Here is a 22,944-nt window from a genome sequence, read left to right as displayed (position 1 = left end):
GCCACGTCCCTAACCCAAGGCCGCCTCGAGCCGGTCGAGCTCGCTCCAGATGTCGGAGGGCGCGAAAATCGAAACGATGTGCAGCGGCCGCTTCACGTTCTCGCGCAGCCGGATGCTGACCTTGACTTCGTTTTCCTGGTTCACGGCGAGAAGGCAGACGAGCGGCTCCGACTTGCCGGCGAGCTCGTCCGGCGAACGGATCGGTATGCCGGTGCCGGGCAGGAACAGCCCCTGACGCTCCTTCTGGTCGTCGACCGAAAGGTCGACGAGATCCGCCAGTTCATGCGCGTTGGTGAAGGTGCAGGCGCGGCAGCCCGCGCCGTAGATGGCGATCTCGGCGCCGCTCGCTCGGGCCTTGGCGAGGATCGGCCGCAGGCGCGCGCCGTACTCCCTTGCGCGCTGGCCGAATTTCTCACCGACGCCGGAGGGCGGAGGCGGCGGCGTCACGTCACGGGTTGCACGACGAGCGGCGATCGCGAGGCTGCCGCCGCTGAAATTGTATTTCTTCACCGAGACCGCCTCGAAGCCGTGGCGGGCCAAGAGCGCGAGCAGGGTCGGCTCGGTGAAGTAGCTGACGTGCTCCTCCCACAGCACGGAGAGGTCTCCGGCCGTCGAACCGGGATCAAAGTCGGGCACGTCGATGAACAGCAGCCCTTCGTCGCTGAGCGCGATCTTCACGCAGTCGAAGAAGTTCTCGAAATCCACGATGTGCTCCAGCACCTGACGCGAGACGACGAGGTCGAACTTGCCGGCCTGGGCGACGGCGTCGTGGCAGAGCGCCGGGCTGATCATGTCGGAATAGACCTTGATGCCGCGCTCGCGGGCGATCTTGCCCGACACGGGGTTGGGCTCCACGCCCACCAGGACCTTCGCGCCGCGCTCGCGCAGTCTGTCCATGAACAGGCCGTCGTTGCATCCGATCTCGAACACGGACTGATGCTTCGAGAATTTCGCGATGGTGTCGAGCTCGTCGACCTGGTGCGGCTCCGGCTTCCAGCTGCTGAAATTGTAGTTGAACTGGCGATACAGGATGTCTGGATCGATCGGCTTGACGATCTGCGGCAGGCCACATTCGCCGCACGCCAGCACCTCGAACGGATAGCGTTCCTCCTGCTCGTTTCGGCTGTGCCGAAGCCGATGCGCAATCGGCATCATCCCGAGGTCGATGACCGGTCGGAGGTTGGTCGAATGGCAAAGGCGGCAATGGTCGGTCACTGGTCTGGCTCTTTGCAGGACAACGTGGGGACACAGCCCCCGGATGAAAACTCAAGCTAGCTGAAGCCTATATAGTGGCTCAGCCCGCGCCACAATTCCTAAGTTGCCCTGTCCCAGTGCGACCAGCGGCCGGAACAACGTCGCGCCAAAGCGCGGTCGCCTTAGGTCAACGGCATCTGCCTCGTCCGGCTACCGCGGCAGTTCCGTACGGCGCACCTCATCCAGATTCGCGTAATGATGTTGATGGAGCGGTGCAGCAGCATCAGCCCTTTCGGCCCCGTAAGTCGCACGCTCGGGCGCAAGGAGCCACACAGCACCGCCGATGACGCCGACGACGAGATTGCCGAGTCCAAGCAAGATCGAGATCGCGAGCGCCTTGTCGGATGCGATGCCAACGAGCCCGAGCGCACCGACCATCGCTCCCTCGCGAATGCCCCATCCTCCGATGGAAAGCGGGACGGCGGCCGCCATAATCACCAGCGGCACGAGGACGAAGGCGTCAAGAGCGGACAACCCGGCTTCCAGCCCAAGCGCGAGGACGTAACAAGCCGTGACGGTGAGAAGATGAACGACAATAGCCGAACTGAACAATGCTTTACGTCCTGTTCGCGCGAGCAGAGGAGCCTCGAGAAGGGCCGCGAACTGCATGATCCTGACGGGAATAGCTGCAGTCATCCGGGCCGACAACCGATTCAACGTCACGAGGACAATTACGCCGAAATAAGCGGTAGCGACAATCGCTGCGACGGCGAACAGCAAGACATGGTCTTGGATACGCGAGACCAAGATCGGCATTCCCACCGAAATGAGGAAGCCTAGCGTCAGAAGGCCGATAAACCGATCTGCGACAATGCTGCTCAGGGTCTGCGACCACTTTATTCCCTGCCGCCGCAACATCCATATACGGACTGCTTCGCCGCCGGAGGGCAACACCTGGTTGAACCAGGCACTGGCAAGAACGATGCGCCACCCGGCCACCCAATCCAGACACACGCCGATTGCGCGGAGGATCAGAATCCAGCGGCTGCACAGGGCGAACGTCTGCGCGAATAGCAGCAACATCGCCAGTGCGAGCATGTGTAATTTGACGGCGAGCAGGTCGGCCTTGAGTGACGAAAGATCCAGGTCGCGTGCGATCAGAATGATGATGCCGGCGGAGACCATGAACTTGGTCAGGACAATGATCGTCTTCTTGCCAAGAAGCATCAGCCCGTTCCATGCGTCAGCAGCCAGTTCTCGCCGGCTCTGCGCATCGGCTGGATGCGGCTGGCCCGGTGAGGGCAATTGTGATCCGTGGCACCAGTTTTGGCGAGAATGGGCGGAATGGCTCGAATCCAATTGGTCCGTTTTCGGGGAAACCGGTGAGGACGATCAAGGGGGCCATAGTCTGAGCGACGCAATGGGCCTATCGCCCCCCTGAGGCCGAATCTTCGCAGGCTGGCGCGGGTAACGCCAGCAGCCAGGCGGCTCCACGTACTCCTGGCCGGCCGCAAGGTGGCCGGTATTCCGCTCTTGCCAAGGGAATCGGTAGATCGTCTTTCAGCTGCATCAGCTCGCCGCGACCTTGCGTGGCCGATGGCGCATCCTCAAGGACGGCCTTCATGAGTTCGAAGAATCTGAGGCGGTCGGGCGGCGGAATTCCTGGCGCAGCGCGATAGCGCCAGGTCTCTCGGCGCGGCGGGCAGGGAAAAAACTCGAGGTAGGACACCGTGCATTCGCCACGCTGGACAGCGCCAGAGCTGTCAAAATCTCCGCAGTAATCTGTGTACACGAAGGACCGCTGTCGACTTTCATCGCGTAGCGTCGTCTGAGCGACGTTCATGTCACTGGCGCCAAGGCAGCGGGAGCGATACGCGATCATGTGGCTGTTTTCTATCTGGAGCTTCACGACCTTTGGTTCCGGATCAGCAAGTAAAGCTGCCCGAACCTGCCGCTGAAGATCCGAGTTGATCAGCCCATCGTACAGAAGCCATTTGGAATCCTGAGCCATGGACAGCGCGAAGACGGTGAGCAGGCCGCCCGCCAAACCCGCGCGCAATCGCGCTCCCGGAATCGCCTGGATGACCGTTGCCATCAGCATCAAAATGCCGAACTGCGAGGGAAAGAGCAGTCTCGATTCCCCCCGCATCACGTCGCCATAAAGTCCGGCAACTGCGTAAGGCATTGCACCGAGGACGGCGATTGCGGTTCCCAAGACCAGCAGCAGCATCGCATTGATGGACGAGACAAAGCTCCTCAGCAGCCAGGGTGTCCACAATGCGCTCGTAGCGAGCAGAACGGAGCCGACCATGGCGGCCAATGTCAGTGCTGTGGAAATGGAACTTCCGAGAAGCGCGAAGCCGCGGGAATAGGCGTATGCGAGCCCGCTCCGGAAGGCCATGAAATGGGCTGCTAGCGCTTTGCGTATGACGATGAGGTCGGACACGAAACCATATTGTCCGGCATAATGACCGCTCTTTCCCAAAATCGTCAGCCGCAGCACGATGATGGTCGCGACGGCCAGCCAGAATGGAACGAGTCGCACGAGTGTCCGCGTCCAGCGTTCGCCGGGAGATCGGGCCAGCACCACCCGGAGTGGCTCGAGGGCGATCAAGGTCTCCAGCGACAACGAGAAGAGCAGGCAGAACGGCGCGGCCCACCGAAGCGCCCGGACTTTCGAGTAGGTCAATTCGTAAGACAACAAATAGAAAAGCAGAAGGACGTCATAGACGGCGTTCTGCGTGAGGCGAATGACATAGAACGGGCTGAGCAGGAAGAGAGCCGCGAAGAGTGCCGCGATCGGCTTCGTGTGTGGTGACCTGTTGAGGATGGAGTAGAGCAACACGCCGTTGGCGAGGTGGCATCCCAGACCTGCGAACCGCGCAGCGACGTCCGGCATGTCGGGCACGAGAACGACGAAAAGCGACATCGGCACGATGAAGCCGGCATGGGCCGCTTCCCACAGCACGCGGAAAAGTCCGGGGAGGCCTTCAGTCCAGTAGGTGTAGTAAACGCTCCAATCGTCGCCGAAGACCTCGCGTGCGAACAGTGCAGGCAAGCTCGCACCAAGGGCGAGAATCGCACCGACCCAGACATATCCGATACCCATTCGCTCGCGCATGTCAGAAAGCGCGGCGCGTGGGCTCGTCTTCCAACGGAAGCCGTTGGGACTGGCCGGCTCGATCATGGCCTCAGGCCCTCGCATCGCGGCCTTGATGTTCGATGGCGAGCCCGGCGATCTGCGTGACGTAGTCGCGCACTTCGGCGGCGTCGCTGCCGTCGGGTGCCCAGTCGGGAAAGACGGTGCGGGAGGGGTCGAACGGGCCGGCAGTGGTTTCGTGGAACACCAGCCATTCCGAGGTGATCAGGATTGAGTGGAAGACCTGTTCCGGCATGCGATAGTAGCAGCGCTTGCCCTGACCGTAGGGCGCCATCTCGAGCACCTCGCGAATGCGGCCGTCGTCCTCGAAGATCACGACCTGCGCGGTGCCCTCGATCACGTAGAACGATTCAGGCTTGCCGAGGTGCTTGTGCGGCCGCACGTAAGCTTCGCGATGATGCACGATCAGCATCTCGTGCAGTCCGGACGAGGGATCGGGATGCGTGCAAAGCCGGCTGCGCAGACGTGGGTTGCCGGCGGCGATGCGCTTCAGCTCCGCGATCGTGGCGTCATCGGCGGTGACGATGGCATCGTCCGAATAGTACACTTCCGGATTTTGCGCGCGCATCGAGGTCGTCCGGCGCAGGCCTGCCTCATTCGAAGAAGATGAACCCATGGTCGCCCCGATACCCGCATTTGTCGTAGATCCAGGCCCACGTTTGCGGGCCGTGGAAGCTCAGGCAGGTGAGCTGCCAGTAGAGCAGATTGGCCTTCTCGCGCTCGTTGCGGAAGGATTCGACCATCAGATATTTCGAGGTGCCGCGTCCGACCCGCTCGATCTCGGGCACCGCTCGGAACACGTCCTCGAGCGGAAGGTTGTGCAGCACGCCGAGCGAGACGACGAGATCGAAGCTGTGGTCGGGGTAGGGGAGCTCGACGGCGCTGCCGACCCTCAAATGCGGCCGCACCTCCTCCTTGGCGTTGGCGATGCCGTACTCGGAGATGTCGATGCCGGCGATCGTGAGATCGGGCACGAGCTGGGTGAACTCGTAGAGTAGGTAGCCCTTGCCGCAGCCGACGTCGAGCACGCTCATGCCCGGCTTGATGTCGTAGCGATCGATCAGGGTCTGGGCCAGCGGGCGCCACCGTCCGTCATAGCGATAGCCGCCGTAGCCGTAGCGCCGGTCGCCGTCCCAATAGTCGCGTCCCCATTGCCGCGCCACAGTGGCGGATTCCGCCTTGTCGTGCTCGACCACGCGCTGGACGTAATCCCGCTTCGTCGATGCGTGCATCGGCTGGAGCAGGTTGATCTCGGTCATGGGGGCCAACTGCTCCGCGGCATCGTCACAGGATGGTTGCGAACTTGTTGACGAGCAGGATGTCCTCGACGGCCTGGATATCCTTCTGCGACGCCAGCGTGATCTCCTCGACCGCGGCGTGGAGGTCGCAGCCCTCGCGCAGCACGCGGTCGTAGATCTGCCGCCGCCGAGCCTCGTCGGGCGGCAGCATGAAGATGCTGTAGAGAATTAGCCCACGCAGCTGCGGCAGCTCGTCCAGGATGTCTTCCAGCACCATGTAGCTGCCGGGCATGGTGTGCTCGGCGGCGCTCAATAGATAGTGCAGGTTCTTGCGCCGCGCATAGTCGCGGATCACGATGTTCTGGACGTGCTGGGGGGTGCGGCTGCCGTTCAGCGGCCGGGCGCCGATATAGCCGCGGTGGCCGGCTCGCTCAGCCATGGAAGCCTCCCGGCAGCTTGTACTGCATCCCGACCCGGGTTGCGGGGCGCAGCAGGATCGGCTCGAAGAACTCGCCGAAGCGCTTGTCCGCGTAGGGCGACATGATGCTCTTGAAGCGGCAATTCATGCTCCAGCGCGTGCCGGCTTCCTCGTTGACGCGATTGCCGTGCATCAGGGTCTGGTTGAACAGCATGACGTGACCGTAGGGGATCTCGATGAAGGTCGCGTGCGGCTTGATGGTCTTGTACAGCTCTTCGGCGCTGCGCAAGGCCGCCATGCGGTCCTGCATCTCGCCGTTCAGGGACGGCGGCAGCAGATACATCGATTTGGTGCGGTGGACGTCGACAAGGGGCACCCAAACCACGACCTCGAACGGCGAGTCGCCCGACCAGACGTCGGAATGGGTGGCGAGCAGCGAGGAGCTGTCGCCGGGAAGCTGGATGCTGAGATTGACGCGGCGCTGCATGCAGAGCTCGTTGCCGACGATGGTCTCGATCGTCGAGCGCGCCAGGCGGAAATAGGTCGGCCGGAACCAGGGCTCGGCGTTGAGGCCGTTGAAGACATGCAGCCGCAGGCCGTTGAGATCATCCACGCTCACCCGCGTGTGGATGGTGTCGAGCATCGCGTAGGGATCGTTGCCGTGCGGCAGCTTCAGGTAGTCGGCCGCGAGCTCGGCGGCACGGCGCTGGATCCGGTCGAGCCCGGCGCGATCGTCGGCCGGGGTGGTGACGAAGCCATCGTCGATGAAGCGTTGCGCCAGCGCCTGCTCGTCGGCGTGCAGGAAGTCCGTGTCCGTCATGCAAAATACTCCCGGGCGGTCGCGCAAATATAGCTGATGTCGGCGGCCGACAGGAACTGGTTGATGGGAAGCGTGAGGATCTGGTCCGCCTGCCGTTCCGTCACCGGGAACGCGCCGCGGCCGTGGCCGAGATGCGCCGCTGCCGGCTGCAGGTGGATCGGGACCGGATAGTGGATCGCGGTCTCGATGCCCTTCTCGGCAAGATATTTCTGGAAGTCGTTGCGACGTTCGGTCTGCACCACGAAGGTGTGGAAGGTGTTGAACTCGATGTTCCGGCAGGGCGGAATGAACAGGGGCAGGCCGGCGAGCTCGGCGCGGTATTGCGCGGCGTTGCGCCGCCGGCGTTCGATCACCGAGGGCAGATGACGCAGGCGAATGCGCAGCACCTCGGCCTGCAGCGTGTCGAGCCGCGACACGATCCCCCATTCCTGGACATCGCTGCGGTTGATCAGGCCGTGATTGCGCAGCCGTCGGATTCTTGCGGCAAGCTCGGCGTCGGCGGTGACGAGGAAGCCGGCATCGCCCGCGGCATTGAGATTCTTCAAGGGGTGGGCGGAGAAGCAGCCGAACGTGCCGATGGTGCCGCTCATGCGGCCGTCGTAGCTCGAGCCGACCGCCTGGGCGCTGTCCTCGATCACGGCGAGCGCGTGCTTGGCAGCGATTGCCATCAGCGGAGCCATGTCGGCCATGCGTCCGGTCAGATGCACCGGCATGATCGCCTTGGTCCGCGGCGTGACGGCGGCTTCGACCGCGGCGGGGTCGATGTTCTGGTCCGGCAGCACGTCGGCAAACACCGGCGTGGCGCCGACCGCGATGATCGCCGCGGTCGATGCCACGAACGAATTCGGCGGCGTGATCACCTCGTCGCCGGGACCGATGTCGAGCGCCCGCATGGCAAGGATCAGCGCGTCGGTGCCCGAGTTCAGCGTCACGACGTGCGGCGAGCCGAGATAGGCGGACAATTCCTCCTCGAGCTTGGCAACCGCCGCCCCGCCGATGAAATCGCCGCGCTGGAACACGCCCTCGACCGCCTGCATGATCTCGGCGCGCTCTTCCTCGAACTGCGCGGGAAGATTGACGTAACCGATGCGCCGGCGGCCGGTGTCAGCGTCCATGGCAGAACTTCCTGACGGTCTCGATGACGCGGTCTTGCTGGGCGCGCGTCAGATGCTGGTCGACGGGGAAGCTGATGACTTCCTTGGCATGGCGGTCGGTGACCGGGAACGTGCCGGGCGCGTAGCCGAGATGCTTCAAGCCTTCCTGCTGATACAGCGGGATCGGATAGTGGATCTTGGCCTCGATGCCGCTGTCCAGGCAATATTTGTAGAGCTCGTCGCGACGATCGGCGAACACCATGTAGAGATGATAGACGTGCTTCACGTTGGGACGGCGCGGCGGGATGCGCAGGCCGGGCACGCCGGCGAGACCCGCATCGTAATAGGCCGCATTTTCGATTCTGCGGCGCGTGATCTCGCTGGTCTGGCCGATCAGCCAGTTGCCGACCACGGCCTGCAAGGAATCGAGCCGCGAGTTGCAGCCGAGAATCGCGATCTCGTCGCGGTTCTTCATGCCGTGGTTGCGGATCAGGCGGAGCTTTTCGTTCATGTCGTCGTCATTGGTGACGACGACGCCGGCGTCGCCCCAGACGTTGAGGTTCTTGAGCGGATGCAGCGAGAAGCCGGCCGCGATACCGTGGGTACCGGAGCGTTTTCCCGCAAACTCCGACAGGATGCCCTGGCAGGCATCCTCGACCACAGGCAGGTTGTGGCGCTGCGCGATCGGCATCAGCTTGCCCATGTCGGTGACCTCGCCGGTCAGCTGGACCGGCATGATCGCCTTGGTCTTCTTGGTGATCGCAGCCTCGACCTGGTCCACGTTCATGCAGAAGGAATCGTCGCAATCGACCAGCACCGGCGTCGCGCCGGTTTCCGCGATCGCGCCGACCGTGGCGATGAAGGTGTTCGCGGCGGTGATGACCTCATCGCCATGCCCGATGCCGAGCGCCTTGAGCGGCAGCTTGAGCGCATCGGTGCCGGATCCGACGCCGATGGCGTGACGGACGCCGATCAATTCGGCAAAGCGTTTCTCGAATTCGGCAACGGGCTTGCCAAGGGTGAAGTCACCGGTCGCTACCAGCCGGCCGATCTCGGCGAGGATGGGTGCGGGATCCGCGAATTGCTCGAGCAGATAGGAATATCGAACGTCGTACATGTGACCCGTCAGGTGGAATGAAGTTGAGGAGAGGGGGGACGCGACGCCGCGAGAGCATGCTCGATCGAGGTCGCAATGGCGTTGGCGGAGAGCCCGTGTTTCTTCAGCAGCGAATCCTGCGAACCGTAATTGTGCATGAAGCGGTCCGGCAGCGACAGCCGCAGCATCGCAGGAAAACCGGAGCCGAGCTTGTCGATCAGCGCCTCCGCGACTGCGCTGCCGAGGCCGCCGGAGGGCACGTGCTCCTCCAGCGTCGCAACGAGCCTGGTGCCGCGGATCGCCTGCAGCAGCGCGGCGGTGTCGAGCGGTTTCACGGTGTGCATGTGCAGGATGCCGGCGCGAATGCCTTGCGCGGCCAGCAGGTCGGCTGCAGCCAGCGCCCGCTGCAGCATGATGCCGGTGGTCACCATGAGAACGTCGCCGGGCGGCCGCATCAGGATGGCTTTGCCGATCTCAAAGCCGTGCTCGGCCCTGGACACGATGGCATCGCCGCCCTTGCCGAGCCGGATGTAGATCGGACCCTTCCAATCCAGCGTCTGCTCCATCATGCGCGCGGCCTCGTCGGCGTCGCACGGGCAGATCACCGTCATGTTCGGCAGCGCCCGCATGATGGCGATATCTTCTATCGCCTGGTGCGTGGGACCGAGCGGCGCATAGACCAGGCCACCGCCATTGGCGATCAGCCGCACCGGCAGATTGTGCAGGCAGAGATCGACTGCCACTTGCTCGTAGCAGCGGCGGGTGAGGAAGGTCGCAATGGTGTTGACGTAGGGCACGAAGCCCTCCATCGCGAGACCGGCCGACATGCCGATGATATGCGCTTCCGAGATGCCCTCGATTAGATGGCGCTTGGGGAATTCCTCACTCATCGCGCGCAGCGTGCCGGCGCCGGGGTCGGAGCCGATGTAGAGCACACGCTCGTCGCGCGCGGCGAGCTTGTGGACCATATTCATCGCGGTGTTGCGCATGGGGAGCCGATCAAAAATCGCCGACGGCGACGCGAATGGCCTCGAGCTCGCTGTCGGTCAGCTTGTTCTTGTGATGCCAATCGGCATTGGATTCCGCAGCCGGAAGACCCTTGCCTTTGACGGTATGGCAGATGATGGCGGTGGGCTTGCCCGCAACGGCCGGAAGCTGCTTCAGGACCGTGCGCAGCGCGCCGACGTCGTGGCCGTTGACCTCCTGCACCGCGAAGCCGAAGCTGCGCCACTTGTCCGCGAGTGGCTCCAGCGGCAGCACGTAGTCGGTTGGGCCGTAGCTCTGCAGCTTGTTGTAATCGATCAGCGCGACGAGGTTGTCGAGGCCGTGCTTGGCCGCGCCCATCGCCGCTTCCCACACCGATCCCTCGTTGATCTCGCCGTCGCCGAGCAGCACGAAGGTGCGGTAGCTGCGCTCGCGCATGCGGGCGGCGAGCGCAAGGCCGACGCCGATCGAGAGGCCATGTCCGAGCGCGCCGGTCGAGGCCTCGACGCCGGGCACCATGCCGTATTCGGGATGTCCGCCCAGAATGCTGTCGGGACCGCAAAAGCCGTCCAGCTCCGACAGCGGGAAGAAGCCGCGGTCGGCCAATAGCGCATAGAGCGCCAGACATCCGTGTCCCTTGCTTAGGATGGCGCGGTCGCGATCGGGATCGCCCGGGTTCTTCGGGTCGATCCGCAACACGTCGTCGTAGAGCACGCGGACCATCTCGATCAGCGACAGGGCAGGCCCGACATGGCCGCGTCCTGCGGAGCGGACAGAACCGAGGACCAGGCGGCGCAAATAAAGGCTGCGCTCGTCCAGCGTGCAGGTGAGAGCAGCTTCAGCGTGGGGTGAGATCTGGATCACGTTGGCAAATCGTTTGGTGGAGCCGACGGGCTTTGTCGAGCTGGCCGGCAAGGCGGACCGTCAGATCGCCACCTTGCGCAGCCAGGGCACGCCGGGAGCGGCTTTCCGGCAGATAGGCATTCAGGACAATCAGGCACCAAATCGCCCCGAACACAGGATACAGTACGTCAAGGCGGACCGCAAACGCGTCATCCCCAGCCGCGAAGGCGCGCGAGAATCGCTCGATCAATCGGTTCGCATCGGCCTCGGGCAGACCGCTGCCGGGGTGAATCGCGGTGTCGGACACGAGCTTGACCGGGTCGTCCCAGCCGAAATACTCGAAGTCGACGAAGCGCAATTTGCCGTCGTCGGTACGCAATGCGTTGTGCAGTCCGAAATCCGACGGGCTCAACGCGCGTTGGGCGGGCGCGAGGTCCGCGGCGGGATCCAGGCCCCGTTCCGCATAACGTCGTCGGAGTTGCCGGATCGCGATGGCAGCGGTGGGAACCAGGCTGCCATCAATGAACGCGCGCAGATCCGGATGATCATCCGAAGCCCGCCTCAGTCCGTCGAGGCGTTGCTCGTACTGGGCGATGGCTGCCTCGGGCGAAAAGATGCTGGCTGACGCATTCCGCAGAGTCCGCGCGCCTTCAGCGTCGCGCAGCTTTTGCAGCTCGATCAGGAAATCGGCCAACCGGTCGGCGTCGTCGGGCTGCGGATGCAGGACCGCGGGGTCACCGTCGAACCATTGATACAGCGCACAGAACGCGGCCGGATCTTTTGCGATCGGCCGCGGCGTCGCATTGATGCCGTGGCGCGAGAGAAACGAAAGCGCGTCATATTCCTGTCCCAGGCGATCACGTCCGTCGGACGGATAGTGCTTGAGAGCGAGGGGCGGGCCTTCCGCCATCTCCAGCCGAAACACCCGGTTGTTGCCGCCGGCCCGCGCCGGTTGCGCCGCCGCGACCCGCGCCCCGGAGAGGCGGCCGCCGATCGAAACCGCATCCTGTACGCTGATGTCCGGCTGGCTCATGCGCCGAACACTCCGCGGTGGATATCGGCCCAGGTCGCGAGCGGCTCGCAATGCGCGGGATGCGGCGGTCGCGACTGCGTGAACAGGATCGATCGCGTCGCCCTCGGAAAATGCGGCTGCTCGAACACGTCGACGAGATCGTCAATGAAGACGTCGAGCTGCAGGCTCGCCAATCGCTCGACCTTGGCCGCCAGCGTGTCCTCGAAATAGACATTGCCCGCCGAGATCGCGGCGTCGGCGGTGTCGATGAGGCCCGCGCTCTTCAGCCAGCCACGCGCAGCCTCGCGCAAGTCGACCCGATCGGGATCCTGATGGCCGAACTGCGTCTTGTGGCTGACGATATGGACGCTCGCACCGGCCTTGCGGCACGCGGCAAGGAACTCGCGGACGCCAGGGTTGATCTCGGCGCCGCCGATTCCCTTGCCGTAGACGAAGCCCTGCAGCCCTTGCCAGGCAAGCTCGCCGCCGGCGCGGGATCGCAAGAAATCCCGCACGTCGGTCTTCAGCCCGTCCCAGCCTTCCGGCACCAGCCCGCGCTGGCGCGCGGCGGCGGCAAAGACCTTGTCGTAGCAGATGATCGTGTTGTCGAAATCGATGCCGATCCGCACGCCGCTCACTTCAGGCTGATGTTCTGCATCATCTTGATGTTGAAATACCTGGGATCGTTGAGCGAGTTCGGCAGGCGGCCCGCCTTGAAGGCGTCTACTAGGCCGGACACGGCCTGCTCGATCGTGTGCGTCGGCGCAAACCCGAGCTCGCGGCGGATCTTCTCCGACGACACGTGGTAGGAACGGAGATCGTCGGTCGGCTCGACGGCCACGTCGACATTGTTGCCGACCACCGATTTGACGATGTCGGCGATCTTCATCAGCGAGTGGTTTTCGTAGCCGATGTTGTAGGTCTTGCCGTCGATCTTCGCATCATCCTGCTGCAGCAGGAACAGATAGGCCGCCGTCATGTCCTGGATGTGCAGATTGGGCCGCTTCTGCGTTCCGCCGAACACGCGGATGCGGCCGGTGTTGACGGCGAGATTGGTCAGGATGTTGACGACGACGTCGAGCCGCTGCCGCGGAGCGTAGCCGCAGACGGTGGCGGGGCGAACGGTGCAGGTGACGAAGCCGGACGCGGCCTCGTCGGCAAGATCGGTCTCGCACATCGCCTTGAACTTGGAGTAGTCGGTGAGCGGCTCGCAGGACAGCTCCTCGGTCACCTCGGCCTCGTCCTTGATGCCGTAGACGCTCGACGAGGAGGCGTAGATGAAGCGCTCGACACCCGCCTTCTTCGCGGCGCGCACCATCGGACGGAAGCAATCGTAGTTGATGGACTTGCCGAGCGCCGGATCCAGCTCGAACGAGGGATCGTTGGAGATGCAGGCGAGGTGGATCACCGCGTTGTTGCCGCGCAGGGCCTCGTTGACGGCGGCCTCATCGCGGATGTCGCCCTTGATCAGGCGGAGGTTCGCATTGTCACGAACGGCGTCGAAGACGTCCTCGCCATACATGAACAAGTCGAGCACGGTGACCTTGTGGCCCGCGGCAAGCAATTGCGGAACCAGCACGCTGCCGACATAGCCGGCGCCACCGGTGACCATCACATTCCATTTCCGATCAATCACTGTCGTTCTCCGGATTCTTCGATCGCGCTACTTCAACAACGCGGTGACGAACTTGACCAGCGGCGGCTTCTCGACCGAGTTGCGGTGACCGACGATGCCGACCTTGATCGCGCCCGCCGCATTGCCGATGAAGGCGACGTCCTCGATGTTGCCGCCGGCCGCCACCAGCGGCGCCGTGATCGTCAGGAAGGCATCGCCCGCACCGACGGTGTCGACGACGGTCTTGGTGAAAGCGGGGACGCGCGCAACGCCGGTCTTCGACGAGAAGGGGTAGCAGCCGAAGGAGCCGTGCGTGATGATCATGTTGTCGCAATCGATCTTGCGATGCAGGCCGTCCTGGATCACCGATGCGATCTCGTTGAACTTGTCTGTGGCCGCCAGCCGCGCTTCCGGTGCGTCGATGCAGATGTAATCGGCCCGCGGATACTTCGTGATCAGGTTGTAGCCGTGGTTGCCGCTGTTGCTCTGGGCATTGACGGCCAGGAACTTGGAATTCGCGATCAGGGCGTCGATCGTGCTGGATGCGATCATGCCGTGACCGAAATCGGTGACGATGACGACGTCGGCCCCGCGGACGCGCTCGGCGGTGACGCGGTCGATCTCCGTGCGCGCGGCCTCGTCGAGCGGCGTGTCGTCCATCGTGTAGACTTCGAACAGCTTGTGCAGATAGCCCATCTCGACGTACCGCAGCTTGCGGGTGGTCGGACGGCCCTGAACGCGGATCGGCGTGAGCGTGACGTTCGGGCGGACATGCGCTCGAATGAACTCTTCGGGGTAGTCGTTGCCACCCAGCGTCGTGACGATCTCGACCGACTTGCAGAAGCTCGCGACGTGATTGGCCGCGGCAATGACCCCGCCGGCAAACTGCTCGCCATTCTTGAAAAGGGTCGCGACGATGTTCTCCTTGGAGGCCTTTCCGAGCGCCGTGACGTATTGGTATTCGTCGATGATGGTGTCGCCGACCAGCACGACGTGCATGTCCTGGATCTTGTCGATCAGTTTCAGCAGGCGTTCGGCGCCGCCGCCATCGCGCACCTTCTGGAGGTAGTCGCGCAAGGGGGGATCGTAGATGTCGAAATAGCGGTTCAGCAGCGACGACGAGCTGAACGTCACGTCGCGCGTGAAGACGATTCGCCCGCCGTGACGCTCGACCGCCTCGCGCTCCACCGCGATCTTGCCGGTAACGTCATCCTCGGGATTCTCGTAGTCCGAGCCCTTCACGTAGATGTCGGGGCGCACGGTATCGAGGACCGGCTCGGCGCTGGAGGTCTGATTGATGCCGACCCAGTCGACCGTGCCGAGTGCGGCCAGCATCTCGGCGCGCATGTTCTCCGGAAAGATCGGTCGTCCCGGGCCTTTGTTGACGTAACGGTCGGCGGTGATGGTCACCATGACGACGTCGGCCTCGTTGCGGGCTGCCAGGATGTGCCGGACGTGACCGAGATGCACCAGATCGAACACGCCGTGGCAGAGCGCAACGGTCAGGCCCTTAGCCTGTGCGGCGCGCGCAATCTCGCCGAGTTCCTCGATCGTCTTGATCTTCTCGTGCGGTGCCGGATGGCCGGCCGGCCTCTCTGTCGCAGCATTACCCATGTGAATGACCCAAGGCGCCGGTCGGTCTCAGTTGGCCGGCCCGGACGTGATCGGCTGGCGGCAAAATTTGGGGATGAACGAATCTGCTCAACGGCTTGCCTTCTGCGGGGTGACCCCGTTGTCACCGAGATATTTGAACCAGTCCTTGGTGGCGTCAGCGATCTTGTCCACCGTCCAGAGCGGAGCGTCCTTGTACTGGTCCATCGATTTCAACATCGTCGCGACGCCGTCCTCGAACTTCACCTTCGGCGCCCATTTCAGGATGCGCTTGATCTTGCTGATGTCGGCGTAGGTGCAATCGGGCTCGCCGGGACGCTTGGGAATGTGGACCTTGTCGCCGCCGAGGAGCTCGACCAGGCGGTTCACGCTGTAGGTGTTGTCCGAGCCGACATTGAAGATCTCGTGTGAGACATCGGAGCGCGCGGCGGTCACGAAGGCATCGGCGACGTCGCTGACGAAGGTGAAGTCGCGCGTCTGCTCGCCGTCGCCGACCACCGTGAAGGGCTTGCCCGCGAGCTTCTGTGCCATGAACACGCCGAACACGGCACCGTAGGTGCCGGTGGTGCGATGGCGCGGTCCGAACACGTTGAACAGGCGCAGCGCCACGGCGGGCAGCTTGTAGACCTGGCACCAGTGCATGACGCATTGCTCGCCGAGATTCTTGGTGAGCGCATAGGGATACATCGGCCGGATCTCGGCACTCTCCGGCGTGGGATAAACATCCGGAATGCCGTAACAGGAGGAGGAAGCCGCATAGATGAAGCGCTTGGCGCCCGCGTGCCGCGCCGCCTCGAGAACGTTGACCGTGCCGTCGACATTGGCGCGATGATAGGGAATCGGCGACTCGATCGAGGGAACGATGTCCGCCAGCGCGGCGAGATGGAACACCCAATCCACCCCGTGGAAATACGGTTTGATCGCGTCGAGATCGGTGACGTCCGCCCGCACGACCTTCAACTGGCTTGAACCGGCGCGCGCGGCGAGGTTTTCGGCGCGTCCGATTACGAAATCATCGAGCGCGGTGACCTCGTGGCCGTCATCGAGCAGGCGATCGACGAGGTGACTTCCAATGAAACCGGCGCCGCCAGTAACGATGCATTTCATGGGGAACATCCGTGACGCGAATGCCCAGCGAAATAGGCCCGCCAATGTTGAGTGAAACCCGAAAGCCGACTATCAGCCGCTCGCAAACTTTGCAAGTATTATACCTTTGCAATCCTTGGTAATAGCCGGTATCACCCCGTGATGTTGCAATCGAGCCGCCAGCCCATGCCTGCCGAATCCGTCGATCCCGAGCACAAAGCCTTCCTCGATGATTACGTGGGACGCCTGCATCGCGCGACGGCGGTCGACGACGGTATTTTTGCGAGGATCTCCGCGACGCGCGCGTCCTGGTTGCGCACGCGCGAGCAGGGCGGCCGCGTCATCTTCATTGGCAACGGCGGATCGGCCGGGATTGCCTCGCATCTGGCGATCGATCTGGCGAAGAATGCGTCGGTGCCTGCACTCTGTTTCAGCGATGCGAGCATGATGTCGTGCCTTGCCAACGATTACGGATTCGAGGACTGGATCGCCCACGCCGTGCGGCTGAATGCGCGCGCCGGCGATTGCCTCGTCGCGATCAGCTCGTCGGGGCGTTCGAAGAATATCCTCAACGCGGTCGCGCAGGCGCGCAAGATGAAGCTCGACGTGATCACGTTGTCGGGCATGAACGCCGACAATCCGCTGCGCAATCTCGGTGACGTCAATTTCTGGGTAGACAGCCGCAGCTACAACATTGTCGAGACCACGCACCAGTTCTGGATGATGGCCGCAATCGACCTCGTCATTGGTCGTGCGGAATATCCTGCGTCCTGAGGCGGGCATCCGATGCAGTCGCGATTCAAGCATGCGGCCCTGTTTTCGGTGAAGCTGCTGCTGTCGATCGCCGTGCTGGTCTACATTGCGCGCGGTCTCGACCTGCGCCAGTTGCGCGACCATCTCGTCTCGGTCGATCCGGTCCTGTTCGTCGTCGCGCTTGGGCTGATCTTCTTTCAGACCTTCCTGCTCAACGGCCGGTGGGAGCTGATCATGCGCGCGCTCGGCGTGTCGCTGGATTGGCTCGCGGGCTGGCGGATCCTCATGATCAGCCTCTGGTTCAATCAGGTGTTGCCGTCGTCGGTCGGCGGCGATGCGGTGCGGATGTGGCTGCTGCGCCAACGCGGCGTGCAGTGGCCGGAGGCGGTCAAGGGGGTGGCGGCTGACCGCTTCACGGCGTTGATCGGACTGATCGTGCTGATGGTGGCCGGATTGCCGTTTCTGCTGTCACGCGTGTCGAATCATGCCGCGATCCTGGCGATCGGCGGACTGACGGTGGCCGGCGTCGCCGGCACGCTGGTCCTGTTGACGCTCGACCGTCTGCCGAAGCGTTTCATCGCGCTTCCCGCGATCGCGAGCTTCGTGCGGTTTGGAACGCTGGTCAGGTTCTTGCTCCTGCAGTCCGATCATCGTGCGCTCCTGTTCGGATCGGCGCTCCTCATCCATCTCGTCACCGCCACGGCCTGCTACGCCTTGGCGCGCGGTGTCGGAGCGCAGCTCTCTGTCCTCGACGCCGCCATCCTGATTCCGCCGGTGGTGCTGTTGACGGCCGTCCCCATCTCGATCAGCGGCTGGGGCGTTCGCGAGGGAGCGATGGTCGCCTGCCTGGGTCTGGCGGGTGTGCCGTCCGAGGAGGCGCTGTCCGTATCGCTCCTGCTGGGCGCGATCAGCGTGATCATCGGGCTCGTCGGTGGCGTAATCTGGCTGGCAAGTCCGGAGCGCGGCTCGTATTCGGCCGACAAGGTGGCCAAGGCAGCGGACGACGCGCCCAGCTATGGGCTGGGCAACGAGGCCTCGAGCCACCCATGACCCGCTTGAGCCCGTTGCCGATCTGGTCTTCACAGAGTGGGATTATCTCACTCGCGCGCGTATCTCATTCTTCGGTTGCACGATGAAAAACCTGTTCTACGTCCGCAATACCTGCCGCCTCTGCCATTCCGACAAGCAAGAGCTGGTCGTCCCGATGGCGGGCATGCCGATCGGCACGCCGAACTTCCAGGTGCCGAACGCCAGCGTCGACGATCCCGTCTTCCGGGCTGCGGTACCGATGGCGCTGCACCTGTGCCGGGATTGCGGTCACCTCCAGATTCTCCATGTCGGCAATCCGGAGATTCAGTACCGAAACTACGTCTATACCACCTCGCTCTCGCTCGGCCTGCGCGAGCATTTCGCCGGTTATGCCGACGACGTCGTCAGCCGTTTCGGCATCGCGCCGGGTTCGCTGGTGGTCGAGCTCGGCAGCAATGACGGATCGCTGCTCGGCTTTTTCAAGGAGCGCGGCATGCGGGTGCTGGGCGTCGATCCCGCCGTCGACATCGCGCGGCGCGCCACGGAGGCGGGCATCGAGACCATCGGCGATTTCTTCACCGATGCCATCGGTCGCCGCATCCTGCAGAGCCATGGCGCGGCGAGCGTCGTGATCGCCAACAACATGATCGCCAATGTCGACAATCTCGATCCGCTGGTGATCGGGGTTCGCGACGTGCTCGGGCCGGACGGATTGTTCGTCTTCGAAACGCAATACGGCGTCGACGTCACCGAGAAGAACCTGCTCGATACGGTCTATCACGAGCATCTGTCGTATTTTAACATCAAGCCACTGATCCGTTTCTTCGCCCGGCTGGGCATGGAGCTGATCGACGTCCAGCACATCTGGACCAAGGGCGGCTCGATCCGCGTGACCGTGCAGCGCGCCGGCGGCGCCAAGAAACCGTCGGCCGAGGTCGCGCGTTTCGTTGCCGAAGAGGAACGGCTCGGTGTCGACCAGCCGGCCTATTATGCGCCCTATGTGAAGAGGATCGCCGCCATCCGTGACGAATTGGTCGCAATGGCCGATGCCGCCCATGCGCGCGGTCAGCTGGTCGCCGGCTATGGCGTCTCCGTGGGCACCACGACGTTGCTGCCGCAGTTCGGCCTGGAGAACAAGATCGACTTCCTGGTGGACGACGATCCCAACAAGGGGAAGGTGATGGCCGGTCCCGGCTATGACATCCCCATCCTGCCGCCTGCCGCCCTCTACGAGCGCAAGCCCGCTTTCGTCGTGGTCTTCGCCTGGCGTTATGTCGACCCGATCCGGGCCAAGCACGCCCGCTATTTCGCCGAAGGCGGGAAGTTCGTGGTGCCGCTGCCGGGGATTTCCATGGTCGACCGGGCCGACTGACGGTGCCGGGCTCCCGATGGCCTTCCCTGGGATGGCGCGTTCCGGGCGGTCGACAAGTCCTTGATCCACATGGCTTCTGCACGGGCGTCCGGGGAAGGGCGGCCTGCCGGCGCGACCTCTCTATACCTTGACCTTTGGTCCCATCCGCAGTAGATACCCCGCACTCGCAGCCGGCCCGTTAGACGCGGATTTCCGGCGCGGCCTTGAAATCCCCGAACAATCGAGCCCGGTTTCCGGCTCATCCTTCGAGACAGAGGGCTGGGCCAACGGCGGCTGTTCGGATCCCTGAAATTCATTTGCGTCTGTCGACGGACGCTGGACCTCAAACGATGGCAGTCAGCCCGTTCAAGTTCTTGCAGGAAGTGCGCTCGGAGACTGCCAAGGTCACCTGGCCGACCCGCCGCGAGACCACGATCACCACCATCATGGTGTTCGTCATGGTCGCGGTGGCCTCGATCTTCTTCTTCGCCGCCGACCAGATCATCCGCTACCTCATCACCTTCCTCCTGGGCATTCACTGATGGCAACAGCAACCGCTCAAGTGTCCGACAAGCGCTGGTACATCGTCCACGCCTATTCGAACTTCGAGAAGAAGGTCGCCGAATCGATCCGCGAGCAGGCCAAGCAGCGCGGGCTCGAGGAGCTGTTCGAACTGGTGCTGGTTCCGACCGAGAAGGTCACGGAAGTGCGCCGCGGCCGCAAGATCGACGCCGAGCGCAAGTTCTTCCCCGGCTACGTGCTGGTGAAGATGAAGCTGACCGACGAGGCGTTCCATCTGATCAAGAACACGCCGAAGGTCACGGGCTTCCTCGGCGCGGAAAACAAGCCGATGCCGATCTCGGAAGCCGAGGCCATGCGCATCCTGCACCAGGTCCAGGAGGGCGTGGAGCGGCCGAAGGCGTCGGTGTCGTTCGAGATCGGCGAGAACGTGCGCGTGGCCGACGGCCCGTTCGCCTCGTTCTCGGGTGTGGTCGAGGAGATCGATGAGGCGCGCTCGCGCGTGAAGGTCGCCGTGTCGATCTTCGGCCGCGCCACGCCGGTCGAACTGGAATTCGGTCAGGTCGAGAAGGTCTGACCCGAGTCGTCATTGCCGGGCTTGACCCGGCAATCCATCTGCTTCGCAAGAATGCTTTGCGAAGAGTGATGGATGCCCGGATCAAGTCCGGGCATGACGAGAGGAGTGGAGGCGGGAACGTCTCCAGGAGAGGCCGTGGGAGGGAGGGGCGGTTGCCAGCCGCATCCGACCCAGACCACGAACCTGAAACCGCCGGCGACATGCCGGCACAACAGGAGTGATACATGGCAAAGAAAGTGACCGGATACCTGAAGCTTCAGGTCCCGGCCGGTGCGGCGAATCCTTCGCCCCCGATCGGTCCCGCGCTCGGTCAGCGCGGTCTCAACATCATGGAGTTCTGCAAGGCGTTCAACGCCCAGACCCAGAAGGAAGAGAAGAACACCCCGATCCCGGTGATCATCACCATCTATGCGGACCGTTCCTTCACCTTCGAGATGAAGACGCCGCCGATGTCCTACTTCCTCAAGCAGGCCGCCAAGATCCAGTCCGGCTCGAAGGCGCCAGGCCGTGACAAGGCCGGCAAGGTGACCAAGGCGCAGGTGCGCGAGATCGCCGAGAAGAAGATGAAGGACTTGAATTGCGACACCATCGAATCGGCCATGAAGATGGTCGAGGGCTCGGCCCGTTCGATGGGTCTGGAAGTTGCGGGGTAAGCGGCCATGGCAATCGGAAAGCGTTTGAACAAAGCCCGCGAAGGCATTGACCGTGAAAAGCTTTACCCGCTCGCGGACGCCATCAAGATGGTCAAGGAACGCGCGAAAGCGAAGTTTGACGAGACCATCGAGGTCGCGATCAATCTCGGCGTCGACCCGCGTCACGCCGACCAGATGGTCCGCGGCGTGGTGACCCTGCCGAACGGCACCGGCCGTACGCTGCGCGTCGGCGTGTTCGCCCGCGGTGCCAAGGCCGATGAAGCCAGGGCCGCCGGTGCCGACGTCGTCGGCGCCGAGGACCTGGTCGAGAAGGTGCAGAACGGCACGATCGATTTCGACCGCTGTATCGCCACCCCCGACATGATGCCGCTGGTCGGCCGCCTCGGTAAGGTGCTCGGCCCGCGCGGCCTGATGCCGAACCCGAAGATCGGTACCGTGACCATGGACGTCACCGGTGCGGTGAAGGGCGCCAAGGGCGGCTCGGTCGAGTTCCGCGTCGAGAAGGCCGGCATCCTGCAGGCCGGCGTCGGCAAGGCCTCGTTCTCCGAGGAAAAACTGGTCGAGAACATCAAGGCTCTGGCTGACGCGGTCTCCAAGGCGAAGCCGGCTGGCTCGAAGGGCACCTACATCCAGCGCGTTGCGGTGTCCTCGACGATGGGCCCGGGCGTGAAGGTCGAGCCGGGCACCATTCTCGGCTGAGGTTTGGAAATTGCATGAGGCGGGGGGCGGAATCGGGCGACCGATTCCGCCCCTCGTCGTTTGTGGCGGCGCTCTCCGGCAACAAAGACAAAAACAATGACTGACAAGGTCCTGATTTACTCGCGCTTTCCCAAGTCGATGATGGCCCGCTTCGCCGAGCGGTTCGAGCTGCTCGATACCGGCGGCAAGCCCGCGCGCGAGGTGTTTCCGGCCGAGGAGCTCAACGGCATCCGCGCACTGCTCACCGCGGGCGGTTCGCCACTCGGTGCGGAGGCGATGGACCTGTTTCCGAAGCTCGGCGCTATCGTCTGCTACGGCACCGGTTATGACGGCGTCGACATAAAGGCGGCGGCCAGCCGGAACATCGCGGTCGGCCACAGTCCGGGTGCCAATGCGGCTTCCGTCGCAGACATCGCGATGACCCTGATGCTGGCGACGACGCGGCGGATTTTGGTGGCCGACCAATATGTCCGCAGCGGCGATTGGGCGGCCTCGAAACAATCGCCGATGATGCGGCCCCAGGCCGGCATGCCCGGCCGCCGTATCGGCATCTACGGCATGGGCGAGATCGGCCGCAAGATCGCCGCGCGCTGCGCCGCCTTCGAGAGCGAGGTCGGCTATTTCAGCCGCACCAAATACGATCTGCCTTATGAATATTTCCCCTCGCTGGCGGCGCTCGCCGACTGGTGCAGCGTGCTGATGATCGCGGTGCGGGCAGGGGCTGAGACCCAACATGTTGTCAACGCCGATATCCTCAAGCGCCTCGGTGCGGACGGCTATGTCGTCAACATCTCCCGCGGCTCGGTTATCGACCAGAATGCCCTGGTCGCGGCGCTCGCCGACAAGACCATCGCGGGCGCGGGCCTAGACGTCTTCGAGAAGGAACCGCACGCCCCGGACGCGCTAACGGCACTTCCCAACGTCGTGCTCGCCCCGCATATCGGCGGCCACACCCTGGATTCGCATGTCGCCATGCAGAGCTGCGTGCTGGCCAACCTGACGGCGTTCTTCGAGGGCAAGCCGCTGCCTTACGCCGTCAAATCGGCCTGAATCGGTCCTTGGTGGGCCATCTCAAGCCCGGCGGGCAATCGACTGGAACTGGTGTGAATTTTGCTCTTGGCAAGCAGGCTCCGAGCGGTTAAAGAACCGCCTCCGGACGTACCGGCCTCGGCTGGCGCGTTCGTGCACGCAT

The 22,944-nt window shown here is 63.6% G+C and carries 24 protein-coding genes; 8 read left to right on the top strand and 16 right to left on the bottom strand.

What is annotated here, in order from left to right; translation table 11 throughout:
- Positions 1-9: 9 nt before the first annotated feature.
- From HZZ16_RS07855 to HZZ16_RS07780, 16 genes are all read right to left on the bottom strand, one after another.
- On the bottom strand, positions 10-1,215 hold the full coding sequence (locus tag HZZ16_RS07855) for a class I SAM-dependent methyltransferase (protein ID WP_197947908.1): 1,206 nt from the start codon (positions 1,213-1,215) through the stop codon (positions 10-12).
- Positions 1,216-1,404: 189 nt separating this feature from the next.
- Positions 1,405-2,499, bottom strand: a complete 1,095-nt coding sequence (locus tag HZZ16_RS07850; RefSeq protein WP_246510004.1) for a lysylphosphatidylglycerol synthase transmembrane domain-containing protein — start codon at positions 2,497-2,499, stop codon at positions 1,405-1,407.
- Between the two features lie 121 nt (positions 2,500-2,620).
- The gene (locus HZZ16_RS07845; protein WP_197947907.1) at positions 2,621-4,381 is read right to left on the bottom strand and encodes a hypothetical protein; all 1,761 of its coding nucleotides are present in this window, start codon (positions 4,379-4,381) and stop codon (positions 2,621-2,623) included.
- 4 nt (positions 4,382-4,385) lie between these two features.
- Complete coding sequence (locus HZZ16_RS07840; RefSeq protein WP_246510001.1) at positions 4,386-4,922, bottom strand: WbuC family cupin fold metalloprotein; 537 nt, start codon at positions 4,920-4,922, stop codon at positions 4,386-4,388.
- Positions 4,923-4,947: 25 nt separating this feature from the next.
- Complete coding sequence (locus HZZ16_RS07835) at positions 4,948-5,613, bottom strand: class I SAM-dependent methyltransferase (protein ID WP_197947905.1); 666 nt, start codon at positions 5,611-5,613, stop codon at positions 4,948-4,950.
- Positions 5,614-5,638: 25 nt separating this feature from the next.
- On the bottom strand, positions 5,639-6,031 hold the full coding sequence (locus HZZ16_RS07830; RefSeq protein WP_036027635.1) for an LIC12192 family sporadic carbohydrate cluster protein: 393 nt from the start codon (positions 6,029-6,031) through the stop codon (positions 5,639-5,641).
- Positions 6,024-6,830: a sporadic carbohydrate cluster 2OG-Fe(II) oxygenase gene (locus HZZ16_RS07825; RefSeq protein ID WP_197947904.1), complete on the bottom strand. Its 807-nt coding sequence runs from the start codon at positions 6,828-6,830 to the stop codon at positions 6,024-6,026. Before HZZ16_RS07825 ends, HZZ16_RS07830 begins: the two co-directional genes overlap by 8 nt.
- A complete protein-coding gene (locus HZZ16_RS07820) occupies positions 6,827-7,945 on the bottom strand; it encodes a DegT/DnrJ/EryC1/StrS family aminotransferase (protein WP_197947903.1) in 1,119 nt (372 codons plus the stop codon). The genes HZZ16_RS07825 and HZZ16_RS07820 overlap by 4 nt, the downstream gene beginning before the upstream one ends.
- Complete coding sequence (locus HZZ16_RS07815; protein ID WP_197947902.1) at positions 7,935-9,041, bottom strand: DegT/DnrJ/EryC1/StrS family aminotransferase; 1,107 nt, start codon at positions 9,039-9,041, stop codon at positions 7,935-7,937. The genes HZZ16_RS07820 and HZZ16_RS07815 overlap by 11 nt, the downstream gene beginning before the upstream one ends.
- Positions 9,042-9,049: 8 nt before the next feature.
- Positions 9,050-10,009 carry a transketolase family protein gene (locus tag HZZ16_RS07810; protein WP_197947901.1) on the bottom strand — a complete coding sequence of 320 codons (960 nt, stop codon included), beginning with the start codon at positions 10,007-10,009 and terminating at the stop codon, positions 9,050-9,052.
- A gap of 10 nt (positions 10,010-10,019) precedes the next feature.
- Positions 10,020-10,868 carry a transketolase gene (locus HZZ16_RS07805; RefSeq protein ID WP_197947900.1) on the bottom strand — a complete coding sequence of 283 codons (849 nt, stop codon included), beginning with the start codon at positions 10,866-10,868 and terminating at the stop codon, positions 10,020-10,022.
- Positions 10,843-11,880 carry a phosphotransferase gene (locus HZZ16_RS07800; RefSeq protein WP_197947899.1) on the bottom strand — a complete coding sequence of 346 codons (1,038 nt, stop codon included), beginning with the start codon at positions 11,878-11,880 and terminating at the stop codon, positions 10,843-10,845. Before HZZ16_RS07800 ends, HZZ16_RS07805 begins: the two co-directional genes overlap by 26 nt.
- Entirely contained in the window at positions 11,877-12,488 is a 612-nt protein-coding gene (locus HZZ16_RS07795) for an HAD family hydrolase (RefSeq protein WP_246509999.1), read from the bottom strand. The genes HZZ16_RS07800 and HZZ16_RS07795 overlap by 4 nt, the downstream gene beginning before the upstream one ends.
- A 5-nt stretch (positions 12,489-12,493) precedes the next feature.
- Positions 12,494-13,495: an NAD-dependent epimerase/dehydratase family protein gene (locus HZZ16_RS07790; RefSeq protein ID WP_197947897.1), complete on the bottom strand. Its 1,002-nt coding sequence runs from the start codon at positions 13,493-13,495 to the stop codon at positions 12,494-12,496.
- Between the two features lie 27 nt (positions 13,496-13,522).
- A complete protein-coding gene (locus HZZ16_RS07785) occupies positions 13,523-15,088 on the bottom strand; it encodes a PfkB family carbohydrate kinase (RefSeq protein WP_197947896.1) in 1,566 nt (521 codons plus the stop codon).
- A gap of 87 nt (positions 15,089-15,175) precedes the next feature.
- Positions 15,176-16,192 carry an SDR family oxidoreductase gene (locus HZZ16_RS07780; protein ID WP_197947895.1) on the bottom strand — a complete coding sequence of 339 codons (1,017 nt, stop codon included), beginning with the start codon at positions 16,190-16,192 and terminating at the stop codon, positions 15,176-15,178.
- 165 nt (positions 16,193-16,357) lie between these two features.
- Here HZZ16_RS07780 and HZZ16_RS07775 point away from each other — a divergent pair, with 165 nt between their 5' ends.
- The 8 genes from HZZ16_RS07775 (at position 16,358) to HZZ16_RS07740 (ending at position 22,802) form a co-directional block, all read left to right on the top strand.
- A complete protein-coding gene (locus HZZ16_RS07775) occupies positions 16,358-16,945 on the top strand; it encodes an SIS domain-containing protein (RefSeq protein ID WP_246509997.1) in 588 nt (195 codons plus the stop codon).
- Between the two features lie 48 nt (positions 16,946-16,993).
- On the top strand, positions 16,994-17,974 hold the full coding sequence (locus HZZ16_RS07770) for a lysylphosphatidylglycerol synthase transmembrane domain-containing protein (protein WP_311973903.1): 981 nt from the start codon (positions 16,994-16,996) through the stop codon (positions 17,972-17,974).
- An 82-nt stretch (positions 17,975-18,056) separates the two neighbouring features.
- Positions 18,057-19,325, top strand: coding sequence for a class I SAM-dependent methyltransferase (locus HZZ16_RS07765; protein WP_197947893.1), 1,269 nt, complete (start codon positions 18,057-18,059; stop codon positions 19,323-19,325).
- Between the two features lie 329 nt (positions 19,326-19,654).
- A complete protein-coding gene (secE, locus tag HZZ16_RS07760; protein ID WP_007611620.1) occupies positions 19,655-19,846 on the top strand; it encodes a preprotein translocase subunit SecE in 192 nt (63 codons plus the stop codon).
- Positions 19,846-20,400: a transcription termination/antitermination protein NusG gene (gene nusG, locus HZZ16_RS07755; RefSeq protein ID WP_018647229.1), complete on the top strand. Its 555-nt coding sequence runs from the start codon at positions 19,846-19,848 to the stop codon at positions 20,398-20,400. Before secE ends, nusG begins: the two co-directional genes overlap by 1 nt.
- 224 nt (positions 20,401-20,624) lie before the next feature.
- Positions 20,625-21,053, top strand: coding sequence for a 50S ribosomal protein L11 (rplK, locus tag HZZ16_RS07750; protein ID WP_011088164.1), 429 nt, complete (start codon positions 20,625-20,627; stop codon positions 21,051-21,053).
- A gap of 6 nt (positions 21,054-21,059) precedes the next feature.
- Positions 21,060-21,752, top strand: coding sequence for a 50S ribosomal protein L1 (gene rplA, locus HZZ16_RS07745; RefSeq protein ID WP_197947892.1), 693 nt, complete (start codon positions 21,060-21,062; stop codon positions 21,750-21,752).
- 96 nt (positions 21,753-21,848) lie between these two features.
- Positions 21,849-22,802, top strand: coding sequence for a 2-hydroxyacid dehydrogenase (locus HZZ16_RS07740; protein WP_197947891.1), 954 nt, complete (start codon positions 21,849-21,851; stop codon positions 22,800-22,802).
- The last annotated feature ends 142 nt before the right edge of the window (positions 22,803-22,944 follow it).

The sequence above is a fragment of the Bradyrhizobium glycinis genome, from assembly GCF_016031655.1.
Classification (GTDB): Bacteria; Pseudomonadota; Alphaproteobacteria; order Rhizobiales; family Xanthobacteraceae; genus Bradyrhizobium; species Bradyrhizobium glycinis.
Note: the sequence above shows the minus strand (reverse complement) of the source record. Positions and strands in the feature narration are given on the sequence as shown.

Coding starts and splice junctions, on each gene's coding strand:
- rplK (WP_011088164.1), top strand. CDS start 20,625: ATGGCAAAGAAAGTGACCGGATACCTGAAGCTTCAGGTCCCGGCCGGT.
- HZZ16_RS07820 (WP_197947903.1), bottom strand. CDS start 7,945: ATGGACGCTGACACCGGCCGCCGGCGCATCGGTTACGTCAATCTTCCC.
- HZZ16_RS07830 (WP_036027635.1), bottom strand. CDS start 6,031: ATGGCTGAGCGAGCCGGCCACCGCGGCTATATCGGCGCCCGGCCGCTG.
- HZZ16_RS07810 (WP_197947901.1), bottom strand. CDS start 10,009: ATGCGCAACACCGCGATGAATATGGTCCACAAGCTCGCCGCGCGCGAC.
- HZZ16_RS07800 (WP_197947899.1), bottom strand. CDS start 11,880: ATGAGCCAGCCGGACATCAGCGTACAGGATGCGGTTTCGATCGGCGGC.
- HZZ16_RS07815 (WP_197947902.1), bottom strand. CDS start 9,041: ATGTACGACGTTCGATATTCCTATCTGCTCGAGCAATTCGCGGATCCC.
- secE (WP_007611620.1), top strand. CDS start 19,655: ATGGCAGTCAGCCCGTTCAAGTTCTTGCAGGAAGTGCGCTCGGAGACT.
- HZZ16_RS07835 (WP_197947905.1), bottom strand. CDS start 5,613: ATGACCGAGATCAACCTGCTCCAGCCGATGCACGCATCGACGAAGCGG.
- nusG (WP_018647229.1), top strand. CDS start 19,846: ATGGCAACAGCAACCGCTCAAGTGTCCGACAAGCGCTGGTACATCGTC.
- HZZ16_RS07845 (WP_197947907.1), bottom strand. CDS start 4,381: ATGATCGAGCCGGCCAGTCCCAACGGCTTCCGTTGGAAGACGAGCCCA.
- rplA (WP_197947892.1), top strand. CDS start 21,060: ATGGCAATCGGAAAGCGTTTGAACAAAGCCCGCGAAGGCATTGACCGT.
- HZZ16_RS07740 (WP_197947891.1), top strand. CDS start 21,849: ATGACTGACAAGGTCCTGATTTACTCGCGCTTTCCCAAGTCGATGATG.
- HZZ16_RS07785 (WP_197947896.1), bottom strand. CDS start 15,088: ATGGGTAATGCTGCGACAGAGAGGCCGGCCGGCCATCCGGCACCGCAC.
- HZZ16_RS07780 (WP_197947895.1), bottom strand. CDS start 16,192: ATGAAATGCATCGTTACTGGCGGCGCCGGTTTCATTGGAAGTCACCTC.
- HZZ16_RS07775 (WP_246509997.1), top strand. CDS start 16,358: ATGCCTGCCGAATCCGTCGATCCCGAGCACAAAGCCTTCCTCGATGAT.
- HZZ16_RS07840 (WP_246510001.1), bottom strand. CDS start 4,922: ATGCGCGCGCAAAATCCGGAAGTGTACTATTCGGACGATGCCATCGTC.
- HZZ16_RS07825 (WP_197947904.1), bottom strand. CDS start 6,830: ATGACGGACACGGACTTCCTGCACGCCGACGAGCAGGCGCTGGCGCAA.
- HZZ16_RS07765 (WP_197947893.1), top strand. CDS start 18,057: ATGAAAAACCTGTTCTACGTCCGCAATACCTGCCGCCTCTGCCATTCC.